Raw genomic sequence first — 26,176 nt, forward strand, 5'->3', positions numbered from 1 at the left:
TTACTTGCTTAATTTGATTGGCTTTCCAGCATTTCCACATAGTCAATCGCGACACAAAGGGAAATGACCAGATCTGCATAAGAGTCTTCATAGACAGTTACGGTGTAAGTCGAGGTCAAATGGAAAATCTCTTTCCGAATCTCGGCAATCACTTGGTCACGGTCATCCAGCAATTTGAAATTCAAATCCCAGATATTGCCCTCGATACGAAGCCCCAGATTGTCAAACTCATACTTATCTCGAAAGAAGGTCAACTTCTTACGAATAACGAAATTTGAACCGTTTCGTAACTGGATAGTAAAGCGAGGAAGCAAGGTGAAAAATTCTTTACTAATCTCACTGATTTGCTCACCATAGGCGTCATAGATGGTAAAGGTCTTAGGAATTTGGAAGAAAGAGCCTTCCACCTGATAGTTCACTACTCCTCTGTCATCCTTGATATCAAAGCGTTCGCCCCCAAGACGAAACTTTTGTTTCACGAGAAATGTCTTCATAAACACCTCCAAAAATCAAAAGACAAGTTCACATCACGAAGGGCGAAAAACCGCGGTACCACCTTCATTCAATGAACTTGTCATTCTCTTATTCTTATGCAATTGTATGATTGAGTAGCATGACTTCCTACCTTAGATGGCTCGCAGCACCGCCATTTCTCTGGACTAAGACAACTGAAAATCAATTCTCAACTTTCTTATTATATCGTTTTTTGAGTTCTGCGTCAACTAGGAAAGCAAGCACTTGCAATCACATTATATCTATCATCAGCAAATCGATTTATTGATAAAGTATATTATTGACGAAGTAAGTCAAGCATTTCATTATTGAGTGTTTGATAACAAGAGAAATAGCTATCATCAATCTCAAATGTATCTTGTAAAATAAAGCGCAAGGTATCTATTGTCTGTTGCAATTTCTTTGAATTGACTAGTTTACTATCAATCTCTGACAAGCCATGTGCAACCTTATTTCTCTCACCATTTAAGCTATTTATTAGCTTTATTGACTTAATTAATTCAGGAGAAACTTGATAATAAGATAGAATATTTTCATAAGACAAGAGATTTAAGGTTGACTGAGGGGAATAAATTCTTTCCTTCTCATCTTTTATACCCTTGGCTTTCTTAAATTCTAGGTCAATGAAATCTAAAATAGCTTCAAAATCCTTGTATTCTTCATTTAACTTTGGAAAAGTCCCATCATATTTGATTAAATCTGGATAATCTTTCTTTATCTTCTCCTCGATGATAAATTCAACATAAGACTTTGATTTGATTAAGACATCAGCAACCTGCCCTCTCTCTTTCAAAACTTCAATCATTAAAAAGTAATTAAGAGCTTTTTTCTCAACCTCTGTGAGTGAATATCCCTGAATATCTTTTAAAATCGCTTGAGTTTTAAATACTTTTACAAAATCATTTAATATGTCTCTTAAACGAGCTAATTTCTTTTTAGAAAGTAATTTATTGTATTCTTTTCTAGTAACTAATTCTTCCGCAGCAAGATAATCATAAGAAGAGATTAAATTTCTTAAGTGGCGCTTGATAAGAGACTGATTGAATTTCTCTGCTTCATCTTTGATTGTACGATTTTCGTAATCCTTTTGATTATCCTCGTTCTCGTCAAAAAGCTTCTGCTCACCTTCACTTGTAAGGGGCACATACTTTCTGTTTGCAGATTTGTTAGGAGTTGCAACCTGTATGGCTTGCGTATTATAATCATTAATTCGATTTAAGGCAAATAAAGCAGAAATAATCTGAGGTGTCCCTGAAGATAGATTTAAGATTAATTGATGATCTGTTCCAGAATATTTTTCAATAATCTGTCCCATCACTTCATACATTTTATCAAACAGATAGACTTCATCATTTTTCAATATGATTGATTCAATAACCACTTTAGGATGATAACCCTCTATTGAACATAATGCTTTCTCAACAAGATCTTTTTTTACTAACATTTCTTCACTATAAACCAAAACAATTTGTTCAGGTCTATATGTTCGAGCAATATGTAATAAAGCTGCATCTCGATTATTGCTTATCGAATCTGTCGTTCCAACTGCTGAAATTAAAATTTCCAAGATATTCTACCTCTCATTATTTCAGTAATTCTAATAATTCCTTATTTAAGTCCTTGTAAAAGCTAAAATCCTTCTCAACGAGTTGATACTGTTCCTTGACTAGCCCCTTTAAGGTTTTTAGGACAGGACCTAACTGTTTTAATTCCTCAGAATCTAATGGATCCAATTTATGAGCTACAGTATTTCGAGTTGAATTCATGCTAATAACTGGTTTGATTTTTTTATATTGATTCCACTCATGTTTTTCTTTTAAGATCTTACTATAATCCCAAATCCCGAGATAATATTTCTCTGATTCACTCACGTAATTATCCAAAAATCCTGGATAACGATTTTCGATATAATCTTCTAAGATAAACTCTGTAAGGTTTTTAATTCTAATCAGACCTTCACTAAAATTACCACGTTCTTTTTGCAAATCAATAGTCAAATAAGCATTTAATACTTTTTTCTGTTCTTCGCTCCATTTTTTCTTTTGGAGGACTTGAGGTACAGCTTGCCTGTCTAATGAATCTACAATATCTTGCAACTTCTTGCGACATTCTTTCAAACCAGGAAAGTCTGATAATTGATTAGCAACCTCTAAACTAGCTTTGTAATCATATTTCGTAATAAAATCACGTAAAGTTTTCTTCATTAAGCCTTGTTTAAACTTCTCTGAAGTATCTTCAATGGTTCGGTCGATATAGTCCTGTTTGTTATCTAAGTTCGTATCAATCAGTGCGTCAATATCTTCTGAATCATCATGTCCAACTCCTGCATTTGAATCATTTTCAGGACTTGAAACTTGTACTGCCTTGACATTGATTTCACTAAGTCTATTAATCACAAACAAAGCCGATTTTACTTGAGGAGTTGCACTTGAAAGATTGAGAATAAATTCGTCGTCTTTTGTATAATACTTTTGTATAATAGCATCAAATTGTTCATACATGGTATCAAAAACAAATACATCTTCATTCAAGATAATTGGTTCATGACATACAATTTCTGGGAGGTATTCAGAATCGATAGAGTGAATTACTTTATCAATATCATCTTTCTTACTAATTGTTCTCTCTGAAAAAACAATAATTATCTTTTCTGGACGGTATTTTCTCGCAATATGAACTAAAGCCCCATCGTGAAAATTACGGATTGGATCTGTATCACCCACTGCTGAAATTAAAACCTTCATCAACTAATCTCCTTAATTAGGAAATTAGCTTTCCCCATTTCATAGAAAGACTCATCATTCATTATCAGTTTTCGAGTTGCTTGTGTTGTTTTAACATTTTTCATTGGTGCTTTTGTTAATTTCAACACTCCCTTACCAACCATCTTTGTCTTCATTCGACTATACCGTTTTTGTAAGATTCCATCCGCTTGTTGAAACAAGGTCTTTGTCCAGGCTCCACTTCCAGCTCCCAAATAGATAGGATATTGAAGATTTGGCTGAATCTTATTTTCAGGAAAATCTGATAAGAAAAATTCTTTATATTCTTTGTAAAAAGCTTGCGCTCTCTGTCCTAATTCCTCAATTAGGATTCCAGCTTCCTTTGTAGTTGTAGTAATGGTGAAATTGATTTTAGTTAAGGGCGCGATTGCTTCCCTATATAAAGGAAGAGGCTTAGCAGTTAAGGACTTGGCTGAATAATCCCATTTTTGAACTAGAATAATCTGCTCATTGTTAAATGGCTCACTATCACTAACACGAATGGCATTAAACAAGTCATTAAATTCTTGACCCTTTTTGGCACCCCATGGAATCATCTTCTTGTTTTCTTTAGGACTTCTCCCGCGAAAATCAACTGCATTCTTATTGTTCCAATCAGGATTTGTGTTCATTAAGATGGTTCGAATAGCTCCCTTTAAGGAACTACCTGGAATATACGGACTCCCAAAAGGGTCTCTAATAAATTTTGCCACTTCATTTATCGTACCTAATTTGGAATCGCGATTATTTTTTTCAATTTCCAAACCAGTCTCAACAATCCGATAACCACCGAAATCACGATTAGATATCCGGTTATCATCCAAGAAGGAAATCAAGCGATTATTTCTGGCGTTTGGCTTTGTCTCCTGTAAAAAACGCTCAAACTTTCGATCGTATCCGTTCTCCACCATGCGATTATAAAACTTACCCATATCAGGGAAATAAAAGTACCCATTTTCATAGATAAATTCTCGAGAAGTATATTTTTCACCATTCCCAATATGGATAGGGGCCATAGCTAGGAGGCTGAATTGAAAGGTTCTATATTCTGTTTTCATCTTTCTCCCTCCATCTTGAAAAATAGTGGTTTAGCATAATTTAATACTTCATGTGGGAAATCAAGAGGTCTTACATCCACAATCTGTCCTGAAAAGGTTTCAGAGAAAGTAGATCCAGAAGCAAACTTATATAAATCCTGCTTACGGTAATTTTCCTTAGTTTCTGTACTAAAAGCAAAACCACTTGATTTACTTAGTAAATAGGAACCAGTTTCCATAGCATATTCAAGTTCCTTTTCGACTGGTAGAGAAGTCGTTAAGGTCATGACTGTTCCTTGATGAACCTTGGTGAGACGATTTTTAAAAGCATCAGGTATATCGGTAATTGTCAAATCAAATCGTCCATAGCCACTAGATCGTTTGCCCCCAATTCCTGTATACTGCAAACTTGTCATGAGTTCATTCAAGAGCTCAGAATCGTTAGCAATCACGTAAAGACAAGACTCATCTCTAAATCTAACAGTAGAAACTTGATAAAGAGCCCCATCTACATGAGGTTGGTTTTTAGTGACGATATTTGTTACTGCATGTTCTGCGTCTTCAAAAAGCGTCCCATTTACATAAGAATCAAATTTATCCAAAGGGATAAACTGAAGTTTCTTTGCCATCTTCGCTTGACGTCTTACTTCCTTGACATCCGTTGTTAAGTCCGGCTGTTCAAACTTTGGAAATCCTATCGGCTTCGGTAAAAATGGACTTGACTGATAAGGAAAGGCATCAGTCAAAACAAATTCATCTTGACCCGCTATTGACACGAATTCCTCCATTTTCCCCATTTTTTTGGCCTCAATAGCTAAGGCAGAAAATAATCGGTCGGCTGCAAAAGTCATTTTAGAACTATCCAGAGTACCTGCTCCAAAGTGCGCAGTATGGAAGTTCATAATATACATCTTATAGGTCATACTAGACCTCCGTAGTTAAAAGTTCATTCAATCTACTAACATCATAGTTTCCGAAAACTGTATTTGCTTTAAGATCCTCAAAAACAACTTTACCATATCCACGAGAGCCAGAACCACCTAAATAATCAAGTTCCAACAGTTTTAATCCATCAAGAATCACTTTGAAGTCTTCTTCTACTTGAGCTTGACTCTTGTCTGTCACCTCATAGATCAACTCAAATCCAAAGACACTGTCTCGGATGGCACGTTCAATCTGTCTTGGATTTGCTTCAGCAGTGATACGATCAATAGTATTTTCAAACTTAACTTCAGTATAACTTTTGACAGCTCGTGAATCTAAATCTTTTTTGTTAGTTAGAAAGGCATCTCTAAAAATGAGTCTTCCTACTTTATAGTTTTTGTCTGAACTATTCCCAAAGAGACGACTAATAATTTCCCCATCGTCTCCTGGTTTTTCTGCTAATTTAGTATTATATACTTTTGCTAGAAGGGTACGCATTTTCCCTTTGATACTAGAGCCTGGAATAATGGGTAAGTTAGTAATTGGATCTTTAATCACCGGTGAGTCCGTAGCCCCAATTGCTGCAAAGGCATTACTTGTTCCAATATGAAGTCCTGTCTCTAGACGAATTTGTCCTGTTACTTGAATTTTTGCAAATGCCATTAATCTTTTCCTCCATAAAATCTGAAATAAGCTACTAGTGCTTCCATATAGCGGCAAAAACGTTGGAGGCTTTCCTTATTGTTTATTTCTTTTAGAATGTCTAGAATCTCAGCCTTTTTCACCAAGTCTTTAACCGCAGTTTCTCGGCCCGATTGATAAACAAACTGCACTCTCAAATAAGCAATTTTATCAGCCAATTCCTTATACTCTCTAACCTTACTTTCATCAAAAAGATTACTAGTTAAATTTAATAGATTTCGAATTTTAGTAGTTGTTAAAAAAAATCTAATTTTATTATTTCTATGATCTTTAGTATGATTTAATGATTTAATAACATTCTCTGCCTTATCTACGTAATTATCATCTGTTAAAATTGCCATCTATGAATCCTTTCTAATCTCATAAATATATAGAAGTAAAGCTATCTCTGCTTCCTTACGTTCAGTTTCGCTACCTGTATACCAAGAAAAGAATAAATCTTTAAACTCTTTAAACTCTTCTTTTTTATCCTTAGAAGTCTGATCTTCTAAGCGGGTCAAATAATAGGCTAATCGAGCAATATTCATACGATCGTAGTTCCGAAGGAGCTCAATAAGTCTATATACAAAACTCTTTCCTCGCTCATCTTGAATATTAAAGTAGTAACGAATACTCTTCAGTTTCCCATTATAGACATTGTCAATAAATTGGTCGAACTTCAAGGTATAATTTTTTTCAAAAAGGGAAATACTATCCTTGTCGTTATCCTTGGCTGCTCCTTCTAACTTACCAGTTTCTTCAGCCATGAGGCTAACTGGAGTTTTATCTGGAAATAAACCAATCCCTGCTGATAGGGTTAATTTACCATTTGTCCACTTGATAAAGTTTTGTCGAAGACAAATAGTGAATTCAACAATATCCTGCCAGGAACCGATAGCAAATACATCATCTCCACCGGCATAGATGATCGATAGTTTTTTCTCTTTGGCAAACTGGTTGATATAGACCTTAAAGAAGAGACTCATACTTCTAGAGAAGGTCGCCGAGCGTGCCAGAGTATTATACTTGCCACTATCTTGATAAGAGAAGCCTGCCATAAAGGCTGCTCCCAGGTCATCCACATCTAGTCTAACGACAGCTAGACGCTTGATGCCTTGACCAGACTCCTGAGATAGTTTAGCATACTCGTAAATCTCATCATACTTGTAATCTCCGACAAAGACATGGGTTGCTTTTAGGATATCTGTGTTATAGCTGTTCTTGACATAAACACGGTCCCACTCTTCTTTAGCAAGGTCGGCTTTGGAAATACCTCTAATATAGGCTCCCGGACCTATCGGCAGGCCTTTTTCTTTTGTGACAATATAGTAGTCTTCTTGTATCTCCTTGGCAAAGCGATACATTCCTGCACAGATATGGCAGACCTCTTGGTCATTAGACTTGGTAAGCTTTTCTACGGAATGGCAAATTGCACATTCTCTCTGGGAACTTTTCCCTCCTTGGTTGAGTTCAAGGAGAGTTTTGGCATCGTAACGAGAAATTTTCTTTTGGGAAATCATCCGACTAGTTGTTTGATAGACTTTTCGATAGTCGGCCAGTGTCGTTGTCATATCATTGGCAGAAAACGGACTCCAGCCAAATGCTACGTATAAGCCTGTCTGAAAATGCTTGACCAAAAAGTGATTGAATTCTGCTTCAAAGCTAGCCAAGCTCTCTCTAGTTTTTTCGGTGTTTGGAAGGATAAAGTAGGCGTGCCCGCCACCGACGTAGAGGAGATTAGCCCTCGTAAGCTCTAACTTCTCCAGTAAGCTGTCAGCGATATGTTCCCCCATGAAATCTAGATACAAGGAACGTGCTTTTAGTTGCTTGGCTGCACCAGCTGTTGCGATATTGTAGATAAAATCCTGAATCCCTGACAAGTCAAAACTTGCTAGTAAAAAGGCCTTCTCGCTATAAAAAGCTTCTAAATCTTGCCCCAGTACCTTCTCATAGTCACGGCAATTCTTGTCTGCTAAATATTCCTCTATGGCTAGGGCAAAGCCAGCTGTTAGACGACTGTAGGTTGCTAGAGAAATATCCGATAATTCCTTGGTTCTTGTCGAAACAGGCACATAGGAAAGAGTAGACTCAAGGAGATTCAAAAGGGCATCTATCTCAGATTGGCTAAAGTCCAATCTCGCAAACTCTTTTTCTAAGGTTTCTACTATCAAGTCATAATCTGACTGGTCAGACGGCTCACTCAATCCCTTAGCATAGTTTGGTTCCCCGTCAAGCTCTAATGGTCGCGCATCAAGATATCGCTGACTAGGGGTATCTGAAAATACATTGAAGATATCCGATTGTTTGCTTAGGAAATCTTCTTTTCCTCCATGAGTATCTGCTGCTCCTTTTAGGCCTGAAGCAATCTTTGCGGCAGCTGACGTGATATAGACCAAACTATCAGGAGCTAAATCTGTCGGCAAATCACTAGAAGTCGCCTTTGCTATCTGCTGGGCTATCTTTTCATTATCTGAAAAGCGTCTAAACCATTCGGACCCAATGGTACCTAGGTCTTTCTCATCATGCCTGGAACCTTGAATCACCTTGCCGATAGCGTGCAAAAGCGATCCATAAACTAAATCAATCTTTTCTTTCTTCAAGTTCTAAACCTCCCATCCCTAAGCTAGTTTTCATACCGAGACCTGAATATTCCCCAAATTTTAGAAGCATATTGGCGTATGCTTTCAAGGTATTTGGACCTGTAATCTTAAAGGTTAATCTCCCCCTGAAACCAGGTATTTTTTTGCCATGGACTTTAAAATAGCTGGATTCCAATCGATAGCTGGTAATTCTACTATGCTTGACCAAGTAGTCCAAGGTTTCCTCTTCGATTTCCTGACGATTCTCGACCAGACGTGCATACTTCATCATCAAACTCTGAAAGATGAGACGCATGGTCGGAAAGAGCACGTACTCTCCCTGGGAGCGAAATCCTGTCGGAGTTTGAAAATGGATAGTGTAGAGTGACCGATCTTGATTTTCATTAAAAAACTCAAAGAGTTGCTCCGAACTGAGATCTTGCATGGACAAAGACTCCACCATGAGAGTCGGTAAATCATGAAGTTCTACTTTCTTGAGCTCCAATAGAACAGGCAAAATCTGCTTGACAGCCTCATCCGTTAGGAGATGAAGAGACCATAGGGTCTTATCCTTTTGATGGATGATTTTTAGTGAGTAGGGGTTGGTCTCCTGCTCATGTAGCCAAGTCACATAGTCTGGTTCTAGGTTTTCCATGAGAAAACCTTGGAATTTTGTCGATAGCTCGCTCGGTGATTGGTCAATCCGCTTAAATGATAGTTCGATGCGTTTCATATGCCTCCTTTATTGATACAATTGCGCTTTTGGTTTCTCATGAGCGCTTTTTTATTTTACTTTTGGAATCCTTTTCCCTTTTGAAACTGTCCCCTCTCGAGGTAGATAGGGAAATATACCTTTAATAGAGAAACTAAAGCTTACGGTTCTATTCGTAAGTTTCCGGCCCCTCGCGAGGTAGATAGGGATCTATACAAACGATTCATCGCAATCTGGATTGTTCTATCTGCGTTTCCGGCCTCTCTCGAGATGGATAGGTAGCTATACTGATTCAAGGTTATGCTCGTAACACTAACTTGGATGCAAACTTGTTTCCGGCCCCTCGCGAGGTAGATAGGTGTCTATACCTGAGTTTGACCAAAGTACAAACTCTGACTTTATCAAGTTTCCGACCCCTCGCGAGGTTGATAGGTGGATATACAAGTAGAAGATACTGAACGTGGATATGGATATATTGTGTTTCCGGCCCCTCGCGAGGTAGATAGGGAGATATACCAAATGGTCGTATGTTATCAATCAAGACCTCCTAAAGTTTCCGGCCCCTCTCGAGGTAGATAGGTATCTATACCCGGCTGGTGGTGGGAGGAGTCAGATGGCCCTTATCCGTTTCCGGCCCCTCGCGAGGTAGACAGGTGTTTATCTTCAAGGTAACTTCGCTAATGTTGGAAAATACATTTTCTAGTTTCCGTCCCTCTCAAGGTAGATAGGTAGCTATACCAAAAAGAAATTGAAGCTGACTATGTGAAACAAGAAGCGTTTCCTGCCCCTCCCGAGGTTGATAGGTATCTATAAAGTTATAGGAAACATCTACGAAAATCCTGAGCTTTTGGAGTTGCCGGCCCCTAACGAGGTAGATAGGTAATTATACTGAACTCGGATTCTTCTCTCATGTTGTAGGAAATGGGTTTTCGCCCCCTCTCGAGGTAAATAGGTAGCTATACTCTGGATGATAAGGGTATATTACGCTTTAAGAACGATGATGAGTTTCCGACCCCTCTCGAGGTAGATAGGTGGCTATACAATAACTGTGCAGCTTGCAGCATGACCAAGTTTCCGGCCCCTCGCGAGGTAGATAGGTTTCTATACAGTAGAGCAGTCACTGAAAGAGCTCATTATCTCAATGTTTCCGACCCCTCTCGAGGTTGATAGGTAGCTATACGGAGGTGAGTACATTATGCTGCAAAAAATAATTGTTAGTTTCCGGCCCCTCGCGAGGTAGATAGGTATCTATACTTTTTATGGCTTTTTATAATATTTGTTTTTGCACTTCGTTTTCGTCCCCTCTCGAGGTAGATAGGTATCTATACAATAGTACTTTTACCGTCGAGCAAAATAGTGTTTCCGGCCCCTCGCGAGGTAGATAGGTGGCTATACACAAAATCCTAACCAAGGACAAAATTCTAACCAAGGACAGTTTCCGGCCCCTCGCGAGGTAGATAGGTATTTATACAAGCACCGGTTCCTGCACAAACAATTGTGATGGAAAAGTTTCCGGCCCCTCGCGAGGTTGATAGGTAGCTAACAAAACAAGCTCGTATTGAAAAGTCTAAAGCAAACAACCAGTTTCCGGCCCCTCTCGAGGTAGATAGGTAGCTATACAATGGTAAATTTACTTAAAGGAAGAAAAGACTTGTTTCCGGCCCCTCGCGAGGTAGATAGGTAGCTATACACTGATCGGATGAATCTACGAGAGATTTGGTTAGCGTTTCCGGCCCTTCACGAGGTGAAGTGGGTGGTTTATCGGATGTATCATGGTATGCGAAACCTGAATTGTTTCCGACTTCTCGCGAAGTAGATAAGTATATATACCTTTCTATCTGGGTGGTCTGCTGATAAAGAGACGCTTGGTTTCCGGCCCCTCGCAGGGTGAATAGGTTGTTCTACACGAAATATGGCATTTACAGATACACATGTTCTTGGAGCGTTTCCGGCCCCTCTCGAGGTAGATAGGTATCTATACGGGTATGCACGCAATACTAACTTGGACGCTAACTTGTTTCCGGCCCCTTGCGAGGTAGGAGGTAGATAGGTTCTTATACAAGACTGTCAAAGAAGAAAACGCGAAAGCTAAGAAGTTTCCGGCCCCTCTCAAGGTAGATAGGTAGCTATACGATAGCTTTCAGTATTCGAAAAAGCGAAAATTTAGCGGGTTTCCGGCCCCTCGCGAGGTAGATAGGTATCTATACCAAAAATGGCTAAATTGAACCTTACAGAAATTAATGTTTCCGGCCCCTCGCGAGGTAGATAGGTATCTATACCAAAAATGGCTAAATTGAACCTTACAGAAATTAATGTTTCCGGCCCCTCGCGAGGTTGATAGGTATCTATACAAGAAAAAGAAAAATGGTACAACCCTCAGAAAATGTTGTTTCCGGCCCCTCGCGAGGTAGATAGGCACCTATACGTAAGCGGTACTGGTTCGACGAAGATGGTTACATGGCGTTTCCGGCCCCTCGCGAGGTTGATAGGTAGCTATACATTGTAGAACCTAAAAATGTGCTTCGACAAAACTTGTTTCCGGCCCCTCTCGAGGGAGATAGGGAGATATACTGTCTCAGTTCCTGATGTGAAGCCCGAAAAACATGCATTTCCGTCCCCCTCGAGAGGTAGGTAGGTATCTATACTTACCGTAAATTAAAAGGAAATCTCACTCTTTTTCAGCCGATGTTTCCGGCCCCTCTCGAGGTAGATAGGTAGCTATACCCCATATCTTGTATGTAAACCTATAACAAGCACTAGATATAACCTATTGGAAACTACTATTAGTATACCATATTTTGTAAGAGTTTTCATTTCTGAATACCAAATAAATCACATCTCTTTTTTATTCCTCCTAAATGTATAAAGGATACTATTTTATCACCAAAATTACTTTTTTCAAGCCCAAATATTAATTTTTCAAGAACGAAAAAAACGAACCAGCTTGACTGATTCGTTTCATAACTGCTAACTCCTACTTCCGATACATTTTAAACTGGAGGAAGAGGTCGCTATATTTGCCTGTCCATTTATGGTCAAATTTCTCATAAACTTCTAGGTTTTTCATGGTGTCAGCGTCTGGATAGAAGGATTTGTCTTCCTTGGTCTCCTCTGGGAGCATTTCCTTGGCTGGTAGGTTTGGTGTTGAGTAGCCCACATACTCCGCATTTTTCAGAGCATTTTCGGGTTTCAACATAAAATTGATAAAGGCATAGGCTGCATCTTGATTTTTCACGGTTTTTGGAATGACCATGTTATCAAACCAGAGATTGCTAGCCTCAGTCGGAACGACATACTTGAGGTTAGGATTTTTCTCCAACATCTGGCTGGCTTCCCCAGAGAAGGTCACCCCGATAGCAGCGTTGTTCTGAATCATGTAACCCTTCATCTCGTCCGCCACAATGGCCTTGATATTTGGAGTCAGTTTGTAGAGTTTGTCTACCGTTTCTTCCAACTGCTGAGGATCCTTTGAGTTGAGACTGTAACCGAGCGAATTAAGCCCTAGTCCCAATACCTCCCGCGCACCATCAAAGAGCATGATAGAGTTCTTGTACTCTGGTTTCCAGAGGTCATCCCAATGCTCAGGAGCCTCCTCTACCATGGTTTCATTGTAGACAATTCCCAAAGTTCCCCAGAAATATGGGATAGAGTACTGGTTATTTGGATCAAAAGACTGGTTGAGAAACTCAGAACCGATATTCTCAATTCCCTCAATCTTAGAATAATCAAGAGGAACCAAGAGATCTTCATCCTTCATCTTGTTGATCATGTACTCACTTGGGATGGCAATATCGTAGGTTGTTCCACCTTGCTTAATCTTGGTATACATGGCTTCGTTGGAATCAAAGGTCTCGTACTGGACTTGGATTCCTGTTTCTTCTGTGAATTGCTCCAAGAGTTCGGGATCAATGTAGTCTCCCCAGTTGTAGATAACCAGTTTTTGACTATCTCGACTGTTGATTTTACTATCTAGATGATGAGCAACTCCCCACAAGACGAGGATAATCGCTGTAATTCCTGCTAAAAATGAATAGAGTTTTTTCATGCTCGCTCCTCCTTCTCACGAGAGATAAAGTAATATCCTACAACTAGGATAATACTAAAGAGAAAGACGAGTGCAGACAGGGCATTGATCTCTAACGAAATCCCCTTCCGAGCACGAGAGTAAATCTCGACTGACAGGGTTGAAAAGCCATTTCCCGTTACAAAGAAGGTCACGGCAAAGTCATCCAGCGAATAGGTAAAGGCCATGAAATAACCTGCAATAATAGACGGCGTCAGGTACGGAAGCATGATTTCCTTGAACATCTGAAACTGGCTGGCACCTAGGTCATAAGCTGCGTGAATCATATCATCATTCATTTCCTTGAGACGAGGCAAGACCATCAAGACCACGATTGGGATGGAAAAGGCCACGTGACTGGATAGAACCGTCAAAAAGCCAAGTGAAAACTTCAGCTGGGTAAAGAGAATCAAGAAGCTGGCACCAATCATAACATCAGGCGCAACCATGAGGATATTATTGAGTGATAGAAAGGCTTCTTGGTATTTTTTGCGTGATTGGTAGATATAGATAGCCCCAAAGGTACCAATTACTGTCGCAATCAAGGCTGATAGAAAGGCCAAGAAAAAGGTTTGGGTGAGGATCAACATGAGACGACCATCACCAAACATAGTTTTAAAATGGTTCAAGCTAAAACCAGTAAAACTGTTCATATCATCGCCAGCATTAAAGGCATAGCCAATCAAGTAAAAAATTGGCAAATAGAGGATGATAAAGACAAAGGCTAGGTAGAGATTGGCAAATTTTTTCATCGTTCTCTCCTTTCCTTGGTCACCCACATGGTGAGAAACATTGTCAGGATGAGAATCACACCGATGGTTGAACCCATACCGTAGTTGTCATTTGTCAGGAAGTTCTGCTCAATGGCCGTCCCCAAGGTGATAACGCGGTTACCACCAATCAAACGTGTCAGCATGAAGAGGCTCAAGCTAGGGATAAAGACAGATTGGACTCCACTTCGCACTCCATTCATAGACAGAGGGAAAATAACGTGGCGGAAGGTTTCCCACTTGGTCGCACCGAGGTCATAGCTGGCATTGATAAGATTGTTGTCCATATCATCCAAGACATTGAATATCGGCAAAATCATAAAGGGAAGCTCGATGTAGCTTGCGACAAAGATAAAGGAGAAATCGGTAAAGAGCAACTGTTGCGAACCAATTCCGATGAATTCCAAGAATTGGTTAATAGACCCATCTTGACCAAAAATCCCGATAAAGGCATAGGCCTTTAGGAGGAGATTGATCCAAGTCGGCAGGATAATCAGCATGAGCCAGAGTTGACGGTGCTTGAGACGAGTCAAAAAGAGGGCTGTTGGATAGCTGATAAGAAGTGTCACTAGAGTTACAATCCCAGCATAGAGCACCGAGTTGAAGCTCATTTTGAGGTAGGTCAAGTTTTGTGACGCAAAGTAAGATTTATAGTTTTCTAAACTGAACTGCCCTTCAATGTTGAAAAAGGATTGACCGAAAATCAAGACCAAGGGTGCGAGTACAAAGAGTGCAATCCAAAGCATGTAGGGCACTACAAAGAGTTTAGAGCTTGTTTTCTTCATCTCTTTCCTCCTCGATCGCGTTAATCAGACCTGCTTCTTGCTCTTCGATTTCTACGTATTCTTCGATACGAGCATCAAACTCTTCTTCAGTTTCATTGAGACGCATGATATGGATGTCTTCTGGTTCAAAGTCCAGACCGATTTCCTCACCAACGATGGCCTTACGAGTTGAGTGGATCATCCATTCATTTCCAAGTTCGTCATAGGCGATAATCTCGTAGTGAACCCCACGGAAAAGTTGAGTATCCACCTTAACTTGGAGCTTGCCTTCTTCAGGAAGGGTAATGCGCAAGTCTTCTGGACGAATAACAACCTCAACAGGTTCATTAGGCTTCATCCCACCGTCGACCGCTTCAAAGCGTTTGCCGTTAAACTCGACCAAGTAGTCCTCAATCATGGTTCCTGGCAAGATGTTGGACTCACCGATAAAGGTGGCAACAAAATGGTTAATGGGCTCATCATAGATATCCACAGGTGTTCCTGACTGGACAATCTCACCATCGTTCATAACGAAAATCCAGTCACTCATAGCTAGGGCTTCTTCCTGATCGTGAGTAACAAAGACAAAGGTAATCCCCAATCGTTGTTGCAGTTCACGCAGCTCGTACTGCATATCTGTTCGCAATTTCAAGTCCAACGCTGACAGAGGCTCGTCCAACAAGACCACACGAGGTTGGTTGATGATGGCACGGGCAATGGCCACACGCTGACGTTGTCCTCCAGATAGTTTACGGATGGAACGTTTTTCATAACCTTCCAGCTGGACCATCTTGAGAACTTCCGCTACTCGCTGCTCGATTTCTTTCTTGTCAATCTTACGCAAGCGAAGCGGAAAGGCAACATTTTCAAACACATTCATATGTGGAAACAAGGCATAGGATTGGAAGACTGTATGGACGTCTCGCTTGTTGGTTGGGATGTCGTTGATCCGTACCCCGTCTAGCAAAATATCTCCCGTCGTCGCATCCAGCAAACCTGCAATGATGTTTAGGATGGTTGATTTCCCAGAACCAGATGCACCTAGAAGTGTGTAAAACTTCCCTTCTTCCAACTCAAAGTTAATGTCTTTGAGAACCTTGGTGTTGCTATCTTCAAAAACTTTAGAGACGTTTTTGAATTCGATAATTGGTTTTTTCAATTGGCATAAATTCCTTCTTTTTCATAAATTAACAGATCAGGGCTCTGTCAAGCCGCTACTACCTCTTGCAGGGAGTAAAACCACCTGCATACATCTTCGCTACCGATAGGCTTTCACCCCCTTTCCATTGACATAGCAGCAACTATTCTGGTGAAACCTTACTCCTTCTCACCCAAAATACGGACTTCCCTCTCAAGAGTGACACCTGAGTGTTCTTTTACCTTTTCAATAACAGATTGGATCAAGTCCTCGTAGTCTTTAGCCGTTCCGTCAGCAATATTGACCATAAAGCCTGCATGCTTTTCAGATACTTCAACACCACCGATACGATAGCCTTTCAGACCAGCCTCTGAAATCAACTGACCTGCAAAATGCCCTACTGGACGCTTAAAGACTGAGCCACAAGATGGGTACTCTAGAGGTTGTTTAAGTTCGCGAAGGTGAGTCAAGCGATCCATTTCCTGCTTGATAACCTGGTGATTTCCTGGAGCTAGGGCAAATTTAGCTGACAAGACAATCGCCCCAGAATCCTGAATAGCTGAATGGCGGTAACCAAAAGCCAAATCCTTAGCAGATAAGGTCTCGATTTTCCCTTCCTTGGTCAGAATCTTACAAGACTGCAAAATGTGAGCAATCTCTCCTCCGTAGGCACCCGCATTCATAAAGACTGCTCCACCGACGCTCCCTGGAATGCCACAGGCAAACTCAAAACCAGTCAAACTATGACGAAGGGCAATACGTGTCGTTTCAATCAAGTTCGCTCCTGCTTCTGCTTCAATGGTATAGCCATCAACTGAAACGTTATTAAGCTTATCACACAAGATGACAAATCCACGAATCCCACCATCACGAACGATGATATTGCTGGCATTTCCTAGCACCATCCAAGGAATATTCTCTTGATTGGCAAATTGAACGACACGCGCCATCTCATAGCGATTTCGTGGCAAAACTAGATAATCCGCTCGACCTCCTACCTTGGTATAGGTATAGGTTTTCAAGGGTTCCTTAAAACGAATATCGATTCCTTCTAGGATTTCAAGCATTTTTTCTTTTACTGACATGTCACTCTTCCTTTTTCAAAATTCATCCCATTATACCATTTTTAGAGACATTTGACGACAGGAAAATTCTTGGTGTCAAAGCATTGTGTAAAAAAAGAGGTCGCCCCTCTTTTTATGATTTTTTCCAAAATGTAGATTTTGTAAGCCAGACAAAGGCCAGTACTTCTACAAGAAGAATAACCTCTACTAGAAGTGGATTTGCAATCCATCCTACTTGAGATAAGGCTGGAGCCAAGTCAAACAAGGCATGCAAACCATAGGCAGCAAGGAGGTAGATCCATTTCTTTTGGCTAACACTTTGGTAAACCCAGACAGTAAGGCTAATTTGGAGAACCAGAGCAAGCACACGCTCAACCCCTAGTAGATAGACCTGCCATGCTGATAGAGACTGAACTGTTTCGAGGGTAGACTTTGGAAGGAGATTGGCTACATCAGTATTTGAAGACTGGATGAGTGAAAAGAGAATCAAAAGACTGATCAAGCTTCCCATTCCGAGATAGAGCATCTCCAAGCCCCCATGTCCCAAACCATAAGCCAAAGCATCTCGATCTTCTAGCTTTCTCTTTTTCTCCAACCATTTAAAAAAGGCAAGACGAGCTGTTTCCTCAAAGAGGGCCGCCATGGCAATCCCATAAAGGACGTATAAGAAAGGCTGCTCCTGCATGAGCGGAATGGTTCCATCTTTTTGCGGATGGAGCACCAGAAGGTGAACCATCTTCTCTAACACTTGAGAAGAAACAAAAAATGCGATTGCCCCCAAGCCCATCACTGCAAGAGAGATCTTAAAGCGTTTTTTTGCGTACCAAGTCCCACCTACTAGGACTAAAACCAAAGCGATCATGGTAAGGATAATATGTAGTGTCATCTTTTTCTCCTATTCTGACTTATCAATGTCTTTCTTCATCTCGTCAACGTTAAATTTGGCAAATAAATACTGGCGATCTTGGACTGGAAAACGTTGGTCCAACTGGTCGACTGCCCCAACCTCGATCATTCCTTCTTTGATAACAAAGTCCATCACGTGCCCACCAAAGGTCAAATCATCTGAGATAAAATGCAAATGGTAACCTGCAACACTCACTCCATGGAAAATCTCCGGTGTCCAAAATCCAACAATGGTTCCTGAAATATTTTCACGGCTATATTCAGGTTGGTGAGTCGCTACATCAGCAAACTTGGTATCAGGTGTGGATTTAGGAATCATCCGTACGTGCATGTGGGCAAATTCCCCATGAATCTTGATGGAGCGAAAGAGATTTTCCCCATCATAGTAGGACTCAATCCGCTTTTCTAATTCCTTATCCGTCATCTCAAAGCGCTGGCGGAAAATCACTTCTGCCTGATGGGGAACCACTGCCGCATAAGGAATAAGGGCATCAGGTGCGACTTCTACAATTTCAGGTTGTTCCCCTGAACCTTTGGCTTGATAAGCCTTGCCATCAAGGACAATCAACTCCCCATCAATCGAATCAAGGGTTCCTAAACCAAGGTCGCCATGCTCCAGCAATTCTCCTACTGTCATGGTTCCACCATAGAGACCTGCCATTAGGGCACCTAGAGTATTGTATTGAAATAATTTTACCGGTTCCTGCACTTTTCTATCCATTCTCTTTCTTATCTTCTTTTCAATGAATCATCATACTTTCTAAGTATACCACATTTGCTCCTAGTTGTGAAAGGGAGAAATACTTTTCCCATTGCAAAGGAGGCAAAAAAAAGGTACAATGTAACAAAATCAAGGGAGGTCTGGAATGAAGAAAGAAAGTAAATACCAAGCAGTCGTTTCCTTTCTCAAAAAAGGTATCGAATCAGGAAAATTCCCAACTGGTAGCAGACTTCCCTCTATCCGTCAACTGAGCCAAGACTTCCACTGTAGCAAGGACACTATCCAACGAGCCCTACTGGAATTACGCCATGAACAATACCTCTATTCCAAACCCCAAAGTGGCTACTATGTTCTGGAGCAAGGACAGCACCAAGACTTAGAAATCGAAGTCACTGATGAACATGCCAGTGCTTATGACGACTTCAGACTCTGCGTCAATGAAACACTGATTGGAAGAGAAAACTACCTCTTCAACTACTATGACAACCAAGAAGGTCTTGAGGAACTCAGACAATCTGTCCATCAACTTCTTTTCAACCAAGCCCTCTACTGCAAACCCGACCAACTGGTTCTAACATCTGGCACCCAGCAAGCTCTCTTTATCCTGTCTCAGATCAACTTCCCGAGTAAGGGAGAGGAGATTCTAGTTGAACAGCCGACTTACCACCGAATGAATCGCCTCTTGGTGGCTCAGGGATTGACCTACCAGACCATTGAACGTCGAATCGATGGGATTGACCTTGACGAACTAGAAGAACAGTTCAAATCTGGAAAAATCAAGTTCTTCTATACCATTCCTCGCTACCACTATCCTCTTGGACATTCTTATTCTGATCAGGAAAAAAGGGCCATTCTAGATCTAGCAAACCAGTATGGAGTATACATTGTCGAGGATGACTATTTAGGAGACTTAGACCCTAAAAAAGGTCAAACCTTCCACTATCTGGATACTGAGGATCGGGTCATTTATATCAAGTCCTTCTCAACCAGTCTCTTTCCAGCCCTTCGTATCACCGCTCTCATTCTCCCAAATGCCCTAAAAGAGACCTTTGTTTCCTACAAAAATATCTTGGACTATGATAGTAATCTCATCATGCAAAAGGCTCTCTCTCTGTACATCGATAGTCAGTTATTTGAAAAAAATCGACTGGCTCGACTGACCCTTCAAGAGAACTATCAGACTCGGATAAAGGAAGTACTTAAAAAAAACACCTGTCCCTTGCCCTACTATCCTCTACACGATGGCCTTCTCCTTGATTTGAGAAATTATCCTAAAATTGCCAGTTTAAAGCATAGCTCACTCAAACTAGACTTCTTTGAAGAGGCTTATTTGGAAGCCTGTCCTTATCAGTTTGCCAAAGTCTCTCTCGAAAATCTAGAAGCACTATTACAATACATAAAAGCAGAATTGGATTAAAGTCCAACTCTGCTTTCTTTTTTATTGTTCAACTTCTGTTAGTTTCGCTGCTTTTTCTAGATAGGTTTGATACGTTCCATCATCTTTTAGTTTTTGGATAACCTTATCTACTACTGCTTTCAAGTCTGATTGATTCTTCTTGATGGCAACGGCATTGGCTTCGCCATCTTTCATCGTCAAAGTAGCTGTCGCAACGACAAGGTCTGAGTTTTTACCTACGTAACTAAGAGCCACTGGTTCATCCATATGAACAGCATCCACTTTTCCAGCCTGCAATTCATTGACTGCTTCACCCATATTGGTCAAGGATGTCAATTGGGCATTTGGCAATTGTTCCTTCACCATAGTTTCTGGAACGGTTCCCTTTTGAGCTGCGATATTTGCACTTGCTAGGTTTGAAAGATCCTTGTATTTGTCTAAATCGGCTTTTCTAACCAAGAAACTCATCTTGTTTTCATAGTAAGGAATTGAAAAGTCAAAGACTTCCTTTCTCTCATCGGTGGCACTAATTCCTGCAATAGCCAAGTCAGCCTTTCCAGTTTGAAGACTAGTCAAGACATTGTCAAAACTCATACTAGAGATTTCAAGCTTAACTCCAAGTTCATCCGCAATCGCTTGAGCCATATCAATATCTGCACCAACCACTTGGTTTTTACCATCTACCAAGGATTGGAATTCAAATGGTGCATAGTCTGGACTAGTCGCCACAACTAGCTTCCCTTTTTGTTTGATAGCATCCACAGTAGACTGGGAACTATCTGTACCTGACTGACAAGCTACTAATATCATGCTAGCTAGCATACTACATACAACTAATATCCATTTCTTAAACTTCATAAATAAACGACCTTTCTGTTATTTCTGAATAATTACAACTCTTTTGAAAATACTTGTCAATATTTTCAGAATTTTCATTTTAAAAAAATTCTTTTTATTCAAAAATAAAGACTAATCTTAGTTGATTAGCCTTTTTTATTGCATCTTTAATCCATTTTTTAGAGTTCGACGATTTTACCTGTTTCAAAGTAAACAACCCATTCACAGATATTTTTTGCGTAGTCCCCGATACGTTCCAAGAATGAAATGACTTGGAAGTAATCACGTCCTGTAACAATGGCTTCCGGATTTTTCTTGATTTCTTCTGTAGCTAAATCACGGATGCTATCAAAGTAATGGTTGATTTTTTCGTCCAGAGCTGCTACTTCATATGCTTGATCCACAGAACCGTTGAGATAGAGATCTAGAGCTGCTTCGACAAAGTTTTTCACGTCGCGTCCCATCTTTTTGATTTCTTCTTCAACAGCAGGGATACGTTGCTCTCCCTTCATGCGAATAGTTGCTTTCGCAATTGACACCGCGTGATCTCCCATGCGTTCCAAGTCGGATACGGCCTTGAGAACTGTCAAGACAGTACGAAGGTCTTGCGAAACAGGTTGCTGGAGGGCAATCATTTCAAATGATTTCTTTTCTAGTTTCACTTCGTATTCATTTATCTCTGCATCTTCCTCGATAACTTCTTTTGCCAAATCACGATCGTGCGTGACAAAGGCGCGCACTGTACGATTGATTTGTGAGAGCACTTCTTGTCCCATGGCGTAGAACTGGTTGTGCAATTTCTCCAAATCTTCTTCAAATTGTGATCGTAACATCATTCAACTCCTTATCCAAATTTTCCTGTAATATAATCTTCTGTTTCCTTGTTTTGAGGGGAAAGGAACATCTTCTTCGTATCATTAAACTCAATCAAATCTCCATCTAGGAAAAAACCTGTCTTATCAGAGATACGTGAGGCCTGTTGCATCGAACGCGTTACCAAGAGCATGGTGTATTTATCTTTCAGACCATACAAGGTTTCCTCAATCTTACCTGCAGAAATAGGATCCAAAGCTGAAGTTGGTTCATCTAAGAGGATGATTTTCGGGCTGGTTGCCAAAACACGGGCAACACAGACACGTTGCTGTTGACCTCCTGAGAGACCAATGGCCGAATCATGCAAACGATCCTTGACTTCATCCCAGATAGAAGCACGTTGCAAGGCCTTTTCTACTGCTTCATCAAGAACTTGCTTATCCTTGACCCCATTGATACGTAGTCCGTAAACAACATTTTCGTAGATAGACATAGGGAAGGGATTGGGCTGTTGGAAAACCATGCCGATCTCCTTACGCAATTCAACCGTATCGGTACGAGGGCTGTAAATGTTGTGGCCATTATAAATCACTGTCCCAGTTGTTGTCACCTCAGGGTTTAAATCTCCCATGCGGTTGATGGCCTTGAGAAGAGTTGACTTCCCTGAACCTGACGGACCAATGAGGGCGGTTATTTCCTTGGGTTGAAAAGAAAGAGAAACACTATTCAAGGCCTTCTTTTTGTTGTAATAAACGGACAGGTCTTTAACCTGCAAAATCGGTTCTGTCATGCTGTTTCCTTTCTAACCAAAGTGTCCCGTTACATAGTCATTGGTTGACTGTAACTTAGCATTTTGGAAAATATTGGATGTCTTATCATACTCAATCAAATCGCCCAAGTAGAAAAATCCAGTGTAGTCACTTGCACGGGCAGCCTGCTGCATACTGTGGGTCACGATGATGATGGTAAAGTCTTTCTTCAACTCCAGCATGGTTTCTTCAAGCTGGGCTGTCGCAATTGGATCCAAGGCTGACGCTGGCTCATCCATCAAAAGAATGTCTGGTTTAACAGAGATAGCTCGAGCGATACAGAGACGTTGTTGCTGACCACCAGAAAGCATCAAGGCTGACTTGTGCAAATCATCTTTGACCTGGTCCCAAAGGGCAGCCTGACGGAGAGAAGTTTCCACAATTTCATCCAAGACCTTCTTATCCTTAACTCCTGCACGTTCGTGGGCAAAAGTAATGTTGCGGTAGATAGACTTGGCAAATGGATTTGGCCGTTGGAAGACCATTCCGATATGCTTGCGCATCTCATAGACATTGATTTCTGGACGGTTGACATCAATTCCTTGGTAGAGGATTTGCCCTGTTACCTTGGCAATGTCAATGGTATCATTCATCCGGTTGAGACTGCGAAGGTAGGTAGATTTCCCAGATCCAGACGGACCAATCAAGGCTGTAATTTTATTTCTTTCAAATTGCATATCGATGCCCTTAATGGATTCATTTTTACCATAGTAAACATGTAAATCCTTGGTTGAGAGGGCCACTTTTTCTTCAGGGAAGGTGATGATATGCTTTTCATCCCAGTTATATTTTGACATGGCTTCTCCTTTAGGCAGCGGTTAATTTCTTGTGTAAATAGCTTCCGAATTTGCGTGCTCCAAAGTTAAAGATTAAGATAAAGATGAGGAGCACAGCTGCAGAACCTGCAGACACGATGGTAGCATCAGGAATGGTTCCCTCGCTATTGACTTTCCAGATGTGGACAGCCAAGGTTTCTGCTTGACGGAAGATTGAGATGGGGCTGGTAACACTGAGAATATTCCAGTTAGACCAGTCTAGGGCTGGTGCAGACTGTCCTGCCGTATAGATAAGAGCGGCAGCCTCACCAAAGATACGGCCAGATGCCAAGACAACACCCGTTACGATGCCTGGAAGAGCTTCTGGAATGACAACATGAACTACAGTCTCCCAACGTGAAATTCCAAGGGCCAGACCAGCCTCACGTTGTGTATGGTGAACATGTTTTAAACTGTCCTCAACATTTCGAGTCATCTGAGGGAGGTTAAAGACCGTCAAGGCCAAGGCACCTGAAATGATTGAAAATCCATACTCAAACTGGACTACAAAGATCAAGTAACCAAAGAGACCCACAACGACTGATGGTAGAGAAGACAAAATCTCAATACAGGTACGAATAAAATTGGTCACAGGTCCTTTTTTGGCATACTCAGCGAGGAAAACGCCAGCTCCCATAGACAGGGGAACAGAAATGATCAAGGTAATGACCAAAAGGAAGAAGGAATTGTAGAGCTGAATCCCGATACCCCCACCTGCTTGATAAGAGGAGGATTTCCCAGTCAAGAAGGACCAAGAGATGTGCGGTAACCCTCTCACCAAGATATAGAGAATCAAAGATGCCAGAATGGTCACGATGATACCCGCGATGGTATAGAGGACAGCTGTTGCAAGTTTATCTAATTTCTTAGCGTGCATAGTTTTTCTTTCCTCTTTCTTTCGTAATCAATTTAATCACACTGTTAAAGGCCAAACTCATCAAGAGCAAGACTAAGGCCAGTGACCAGAGAACGTTATTATCAACCGTTCCCATGACGGTATTCCCAATTCCCATAGTCAAAACAGAAGTCAAAGTCGCAGCTGGTGTTGTTAGCGAGGTTGGGATAACTGCTGAGTTTCCGACCACCATCTGAATAGCAAGGGCTTCACCAAAGGCACGTGCCATTCCAAAGACTACTGCTGTGAAAATACCTGAGCGTGCTGCTTTCAAGGTCACACGCCAGATGGTTTGCCAGCGAGTCGCTCCCATAGCCAAACTCGCTTCACGATAGTGACGAGGCACAGCACGCAAACTGTCTGTTGTCATAAAAGTTACAGTTGGTAGAATCATGACAAAAAGAACGAAAATCCCTGACAAAATCCCAAAACCAGTTCCACCAAAGACGCTACGAACAAAAGGCACCACAACTTGCAAACCGATAAATCCATAGACGACTGAAGGAATACCGACGAGGAGTTCAATGGCTGGTTGCAAAATCTTTGCACCCTTTGGTGATACCTCGGTCATAAAGACTGCAGCTCCAATAGCAAAGGGTGTTGCGATGAGGGCAGATAAAATCGTCACAATAAAGGAGCCCAAAATCATTGGAAGGGCACCAAATTGTTTCCCTGAAGGATTCCAAGTTTGTCCAAAGAGGAAATCAAAGATGTTGACCCCATTGACAAAGAAGGTCGATAAGCCTTTTTGGGCTACAAAAATCAAAATCATCGCCACAATGATAACAATCAAAGAAAGGCAGGTGAAGGTTAAACCTTTACCAAACTTCTCAAGGCGAGAGTTCTTTGAAGGAGAGAGTAATTTTTTAGATAATTCTTCTTGATTCATTATTGACCTCCTTCTACTGCTGTAACGGTACCTAAAGCATCCTTTTGGACTTTCATTTCATTGATGGAGATATAGCCCATGCCCTTAACAATCCCATTTTGGGCTTCATCTGAGAGAACGAAATTCAGGAATTCAGCAGCTAACTCATTTGGTTGACCAAGTGTGTACATATGTTCATAAGACCACAAAGGCCAGTTGTTGGTCGTTACATTCTCAGATGTAGGTTCATACCCATTCAGTTTCATGCTTTTCACGGAGTCATCTACATAGGCAAAAGCCAGGTAAGAAATGGCTCCTGGAGTTTGCGAAACAATTGACTTGACCATTCCATTGGAATCCTGCTCTTGACTCTGCATAGCAGATTGGCCATTCATTACGACATTGTCAAAGGTTGCTCGAGAACCCGAACTTGCCGCTCGGTTGATGATCGAAATAGCTAAGTCTTTGCCCCCAACTTCTTTCCAGTTGGTCACTTCACCTGTAAAGATTTTGCGAAGTTGCTCGGTTGTGAGATTTTCAACAGCCACTTCTTTGTTCACAATCACTGCCAGACCAGCCACTGCAACCTTGTGATCTACTAGTGCTGAAGCATCGATTCCTTCTTTTTCCTCTGCAAAGACGTCAGAGTTCCCTATGTCTACAGCTCCAGACTGGACTTGGGAAAGCCCTGTACCCGATCCACCACCTTGAACATTAACTGTTTTTCCGATGTTTCTAGAACCAAATTCATCTGCCGCTGCTTCGACAAGAGGCTGAAGGGCAGTTGAACCGACGGCTGTCATGGTTTCTCCACGATCAATCCAGCTTGCACATCCTGCTAGAAAACCTGCAAGCAAAAGAGTCGCAAGAGATAGGGCGAGCTTTTTTCTTTTTTTCACTGTTTTTCTCCTTGAACATAATGATGAATGCTCTGATTTCTTTCTGTTCCTATCATATCAATCAGTGATGATAAGACTTGGTTTACGATTTATAGGCTGGAAGCCCCCTTGGGACCAGTCAATTCATCACATAATTAAGTAAAAATGAAAGACTATCAGAAAAAACTCATACTTCCAATATAACATAGAATAGGCTCTTTGACTAGCTTT

At 40.9% G+C, this 26,176-nt stretch carries 25 protein-coding genes and 1 CRISPR repeat array; of the genes, 2 read left to right on the forward strand and 23 right to left on the reverse strand.

The window, feature by feature from the left end:
* Nucleotides 1-8: 8 nt before the first annotated feature.
* The 9 genes from B7705_RS07765 to cas6 form a co-directional block, all read right to left on the reverse strand.
* Nucleotides 9-494 carry an LURP-one-related/scramblase family protein gene (locus B7705_RS07765; RefSeq protein ID WP_000847079.1) on the reverse strand — a complete coding sequence of 162 codons (486 nt, stop codon included), beginning with the start codon at nucleotides 492-494 and terminating at the stop codon, nucleotides 9-11.
* Nucleotides 495-790: 296 nt separating this feature from the next.
* On the reverse strand, nucleotides 791-2,080 hold the full coding sequence (gene csm6 / locus B7705_RS07770) for a type III-A CRISPR-associated CARF protein Csm6 (RefSeq protein WP_084948833.1): 1,290 nt from the start codon (nucleotides 2,078-2,080) through the stop codon (nucleotides 791-793).
* Between the two features lie 16 nt (nucleotides 2,081-2,096).
* On the reverse strand, nucleotides 2,097-3,257 hold the full coding sequence (gene csm6 / locus B7705_RS07775; protein ID WP_049519515.1) for a type III-A CRISPR-associated CARF protein Csm6: 1,161 nt from the start codon (nucleotides 3,255-3,257) through the stop codon (nucleotides 2,097-2,099).
* Nucleotides 3,257-4,333 carry a type III-A CRISPR-associated RAMP protein Csm5 gene (csm5, locus tag B7705_RS07780; RefSeq protein WP_084948834.1) on the reverse strand — a complete coding sequence of 359 codons (1,077 nt, stop codon included), beginning with the start codon at nucleotides 4,331-4,333 and terminating at the stop codon, nucleotides 3,257-3,259. Before csm5 ends, csm6 (B7705_RS07775) begins: the two co-directional genes overlap by 1 nt.
* Nucleotides 4,330-5,235 (reverse strand): type III-A CRISPR-associated RAMP protein Csm4, encoded by a 906-nt coding sequence (gene csm4, locus B7705_RS07785; protein WP_084948836.1) that lies wholly within the window; start codon nucleotides 5,233-5,235, stop codon nucleotides 4,330-4,332. The genes csm5 and csm4 overlap by 4 nt, the downstream gene beginning before the upstream one ends.
* A gap of 1 nt (nucleotide 5,236) precedes the next feature.
* The gene (gene csm3 / locus B7705_RS07790) at nucleotides 5,237-5,899 is read right to left on the reverse strand and encodes a type III-A CRISPR-associated RAMP protein Csm3 (protein WP_084948838.1); all 663 of its coding nucleotides are present in this window, start codon (nucleotides 5,897-5,899) and stop codon (nucleotides 5,237-5,239) included.
* The gene (csm2, locus tag B7705_RS07795) at nucleotides 5,899-6,279 is read right to left on the reverse strand and encodes a type III-A CRISPR-associated protein Csm2 (RefSeq protein WP_084948839.1); all 381 of its coding nucleotides are present in this window, start codon (nucleotides 6,277-6,279) and stop codon (nucleotides 5,899-5,901) included. Before csm2 ends, csm3 begins: the two co-directional genes overlap by 1 nt.
* The gene (cas10, locus tag B7705_RS07800; protein WP_084948841.1) at nucleotides 6,280-8,517 is read right to left on the reverse strand and encodes a type III-A CRISPR-associated protein Cas10/Csm1; all 2,238 of its coding nucleotides are present in this window, start codon (nucleotides 8,515-8,517) and stop codon (nucleotides 6,280-6,282) included.
* Nucleotides 8,498-9,229 (reverse strand): CRISPR-associated endoribonuclease Cas6, encoded by a 732-nt coding sequence (gene cas6 / locus B7705_RS07805; RefSeq protein WP_084948843.1) that lies wholly within the window; start codon nucleotides 9,227-9,229, stop codon nucleotides 8,498-8,500. The genes cas10 and cas6 overlap by 20 nt, the downstream gene beginning before the upstream one ends.
* A gap of 775 nt (nucleotides 9,230-10,004) precedes the next feature.
* Between cas6 and B7705_RS10145 the strand changes: the two genes are divergently transcribed.
* On the forward strand, nucleotides 10,005-10,091 hold the full coding sequence (locus tag B7705_RS10145; protein WP_380439960.1) for a YopX family protein: 87 nt from the start codon (nucleotides 10,005-10,007) through the stop codon (nucleotides 10,089-10,091).
* A gap of 42 nt (nucleotides 10,092-10,133) precedes the next feature.
* Nucleotides 10,134-10,891: direct repeats of the CRISPR family, unit length 29 nt; unit sequence GTTTCCGGCCCCTCGCGAGGTAGATAGGT.
* Nucleotides 10,892-12,182: 1,291 nt separating this feature from the next.
* Here the strand turns inward: B7705_RS10145 and B7705_RS07815 are convergent.
* The 7 genes from B7705_RS07815 to budA form a co-directional block, all read right to left on the reverse strand.
* Nucleotides 12,183-13,253: an ABC transporter substrate-binding protein gene (locus tag B7705_RS07815; protein WP_084948846.1), complete on the reverse strand. Its 1,071-nt coding sequence runs from the start codon at nucleotides 13,251-13,253 to the stop codon at nucleotides 12,183-12,185.
* Nucleotides 13,250-14,023, reverse strand: coding sequence for an ABC transporter permease (locus B7705_RS07820; RefSeq protein WP_084948848.1), 774 nt, complete (start codon nucleotides 14,021-14,023; stop codon nucleotides 13,250-13,252). The genes B7705_RS07815 and B7705_RS07820 overlap by 4 nt, the downstream gene beginning before the upstream one ends.
* Nucleotides 14,020-14,826 carry an ABC transporter permease gene (locus tag B7705_RS07825; RefSeq protein ID WP_084948849.1) on the reverse strand — a complete coding sequence of 269 codons (807 nt, stop codon included), beginning with the start codon at nucleotides 14,824-14,826 and terminating at the stop codon, nucleotides 14,020-14,022. The genes B7705_RS07820 and B7705_RS07825 overlap by 4 nt, the downstream gene beginning before the upstream one ends.
* Nucleotides 14,807-15,964, reverse strand: a complete 1,158-nt coding sequence (locus B7705_RS07830; protein ID WP_000742900.1) for an ABC transporter ATP-binding protein — start codon at nucleotides 15,962-15,964, stop codon at nucleotides 14,807-14,809. Before B7705_RS07830 ends, B7705_RS07825 begins: the two co-directional genes overlap by 20 nt.
* A 158-nt stretch (nucleotides 15,965-16,122) precedes the next feature.
* Nucleotides 16,123-17,028 carry a UDP-N-acetylmuramate dehydrogenase gene (gene murB, locus B7705_RS07835; protein WP_084948851.1) on the reverse strand — a complete coding sequence of 302 codons (906 nt, stop codon included), beginning with the start codon at nucleotides 17,026-17,028 and terminating at the stop codon, nucleotides 16,123-16,125.
* 112 nt (nucleotides 17,029-17,140) lie between these two features.
* Complete coding sequence (locus B7705_RS07840; protein ID WP_084948853.1) at nucleotides 17,141-17,893, reverse strand: YhfC family intramembrane metalloprotease; 753 nt, start codon at nucleotides 17,891-17,893, stop codon at nucleotides 17,141-17,143.
* Nucleotides 17,894-17,902: 9 nt separating this feature from the next.
* Nucleotides 17,903-18,634: an acetolactate decarboxylase gene (gene budA / locus B7705_RS07845; RefSeq protein WP_084948854.1), complete on the reverse strand. Its 732-nt coding sequence runs from the start codon at nucleotides 18,632-18,634 to the stop codon at nucleotides 17,903-17,905.
* A 145-nt stretch (nucleotides 18,635-18,779) separates the two neighbouring features.
* On the opposite strand from budA, the gene B7705_RS07850 reads away from it, so the two are divergent.
* Nucleotides 18,780-20,051, forward strand: a complete 1,272-nt coding sequence (locus B7705_RS07850) for an aminotransferase-like domain-containing protein (RefSeq protein ID WP_084948856.1) — start codon at nucleotides 18,780-18,782, stop codon at nucleotides 20,049-20,051.
* A gap of 21 nt (nucleotides 20,052-20,072) precedes the next feature.
* On the opposite strand, the gene B7705_RS07855 is transcribed toward B7705_RS07850, so the two are convergent.
* The 7 genes from B7705_RS07855 to B7705_RS07885 all read right to left on the reverse strand — a co-directional run bounded on the left by B7705_RS07855 (nucleotide 20,073) and on the right by B7705_RS07885 (nucleotide 25,966).
* On the reverse strand, nucleotides 20,073-20,888 hold the full coding sequence (locus B7705_RS07855) for an ABC transporter substrate-binding protein (protein ID WP_084948857.1): 816 nt from the start codon (nucleotides 20,886-20,888) through the stop codon (nucleotides 20,073-20,075).
* 158 nt (nucleotides 20,889-21,046) lie between these two features.
* A complete protein-coding gene (phoU, locus tag B7705_RS07860) occupies nucleotides 21,047-21,700 on the reverse strand; it encodes a phosphate signaling complex protein PhoU (RefSeq protein WP_084948859.1) in 654 nt (217 codons plus the stop codon).
* Between the two features lie 11 nt (nucleotides 21,701-21,711).
* Nucleotides 21,712-22,470, reverse strand: a complete 759-nt coding sequence (gene pstB / locus B7705_RS07865) for a phosphate ABC transporter ATP-binding protein PstB (protein WP_000138670.1) — start codon at nucleotides 22,468-22,470, stop codon at nucleotides 21,712-21,714.
* A 12-nt stretch (nucleotides 22,471-22,482) separates the two neighbouring features.
* On the reverse strand, nucleotides 22,483-23,286 hold the full coding sequence (pstB, locus tag B7705_RS07870; RefSeq protein WP_009730331.1) for a phosphate ABC transporter ATP-binding protein PstB: 804 nt from the start codon (nucleotides 23,284-23,286) through the stop codon (nucleotides 22,483-22,485).
* A 10-nt stretch (nucleotides 23,287-23,296) separates the two neighbouring features.
* Nucleotides 23,297-24,181: a phosphate ABC transporter permease PstA gene (gene pstA / locus B7705_RS07875; protein ID WP_084948860.1), complete on the reverse strand. Its 885-nt coding sequence runs from the start codon at nucleotides 24,179-24,181 to the stop codon at nucleotides 23,297-23,299.
* On the reverse strand, nucleotides 24,171-25,088 hold the full coding sequence (pstC, locus tag B7705_RS07880) for a phosphate ABC transporter permease subunit PstC (RefSeq protein WP_001070951.1): 918 nt from the start codon (nucleotides 25,086-25,088) through the stop codon (nucleotides 24,171-24,173). The genes pstA and pstC overlap by 11 nt, the downstream gene beginning before the upstream one ends.
* Nucleotides 25,088-25,966 (reverse strand): phosphate ABC transporter substrate-binding protein PstS, encoded by an 879-nt coding sequence (locus tag B7705_RS07885; RefSeq protein ID WP_084948862.1) that lies wholly within the window; start codon nucleotides 25,964-25,966, stop codon nucleotides 25,088-25,090. Before B7705_RS07885 ends, pstC begins: the two co-directional genes overlap by 1 nt.
* Between the last annotated feature and the right edge of the window lie 210 nt (nucleotides 25,967-26,176).

The sequence above is a fragment of the Streptococcus oralis subsp. dentisani genome, from assembly GCF_002096685.1.
GTDB lineage: Bacteria > Bacillota > Bacilli > Lactobacillales > Streptococcaceae > Streptococcus > Streptococcus oralis_AD.

What these genes read in the sequence shown, in the direction of transcription:
- pstB (WP_009730331.1), bottom strand. Translation starts at nt 23,286, where the DNA reads ATGTCAAAATATAACTGGGATGAAAAGCATATCATCACCTTCCCTGAA.
- B7705_RS07825 (WP_084948849.1), bottom strand. Translation starts at nt 14,826, where the DNA reads ATGAAGAAAACAAGCTCTAAACTCTTTGTAGTGCCCTACATGCTTTGG.
- csm2 (WP_084948839.1), bottom strand. Translation starts at nt 6,279, where the DNA reads ATGGCAATTTTAACAGATGATAATTACGTAGATAAGGCAGAGAATGTT.
- B7705_RS07840 (WP_084948853.1), bottom strand. Translation starts at nt 17,893, where the DNA reads ATGACACTACATATTATCCTTACCATGATCGCTTTGGTTTTAGTCCTA.
- B7705_RS07855 (WP_084948857.1), bottom strand. Translation starts at nt 20,888, where the DNA reads ATGAAGTTTAAGAAATGGATATTAGTTGTATGTAGTATGCTAGCTAGC.
- csm3 (WP_084948838.1), bottom strand. Translation starts at nt 5,899, where the DNA reads ATGGCATTTGCAAAAATTCAAGTAACAGGACAAATTCGTCTAGAGACA.
- B7705_RS07850 (WP_084948856.1), top strand. Translation starts at nt 18,780, where the DNA reads ATGAAGAAAGAAAGTAAATACCAAGCAGTCGTTTCCTTTCTCAAAAAA.
- pstC (WP_001070951.1), bottom strand. Translation starts at nt 25,088, where the DNA reads ATGAATCAAGAAGAATTATCTAAAAAATTACTCTCTCCTTCAAAGAAC.
- pstA (WP_084948860.1), bottom strand. Translation starts at nt 24,181, where the DNA reads ATGCACGCTAAGAAATTAGATAAACTTGCAACAGCTGTCCTCTATACC.
- budA (WP_084948854.1), bottom strand. Translation starts at nt 18,634, where the DNA reads ATGGATAGAAAAGTGCAGGAACCGGTAAAATTATTTCAATACAATACT.
- murB (WP_084948851.1), bottom strand. Translation starts at nt 17,028, where the DNA reads ATGTCAGTAAAAGAAAAAATGCTTGAAATCCTAGAAGGAATCGATATT.
- csm5 (WP_084948834.1), bottom strand. Translation starts at nt 4,333, where the DNA reads ATGAAAACAGAATATAGAACCTTTCAATTCAGCCTCCTAGCTATGGCC.
- cas6 (WP_084948843.1), bottom strand. Translation starts at nt 9,229, where the DNA reads ATGAAACGCATCGAACTATCATTTAAGCGGATTGACCAATCACCGAGC.
- pstB (WP_000138670.1), bottom strand. Translation starts at nt 22,470, where the DNA reads ATGACAGAACCGATTTTGCAGGTTAAAGACCTGTCCGTTTATTACAAC.
- B7705_RS07765 (WP_000847079.1), bottom strand. Translation starts at nt 494, where the DNA reads ATGAAGACATTTCTCGTGAAACAAAAGTTTCGTCTTGGGGGCGAACGC.
- B7705_RS07820 (WP_084948848.1), bottom strand. Translation starts at nt 14,023, where the DNA reads ATGAAAAAATTTGCCAATCTCTACCTAGCCTTTGTCTTTATCATCCTC.
- csm4 (WP_084948836.1), bottom strand. Translation starts at nt 5,235, where the DNA reads ATGACCTATAAGATGTATATTATGAACTTCCATACTGCGCACTTTGGA.
- B7705_RS07815 (WP_084948846.1), bottom strand. Translation starts at nt 13,253, where the DNA reads ATGAAAAAACTCTATTCATTTTTAGCAGGAATTACAGCGATTATCCTC.
- phoU (WP_084948859.1), bottom strand. Translation starts at nt 21,700, where the DNA reads ATGTTACGATCACAATTTGAAGAAGATTTGGAGAAATTGCACAACCAG.
- csm6 (WP_049519515.1), bottom strand. Translation starts at nt 3,257, where the DNA reads ATGAAGGTTTTAATTTCAGCAGTGGGTGATACAGATCCAATCCGTAAT.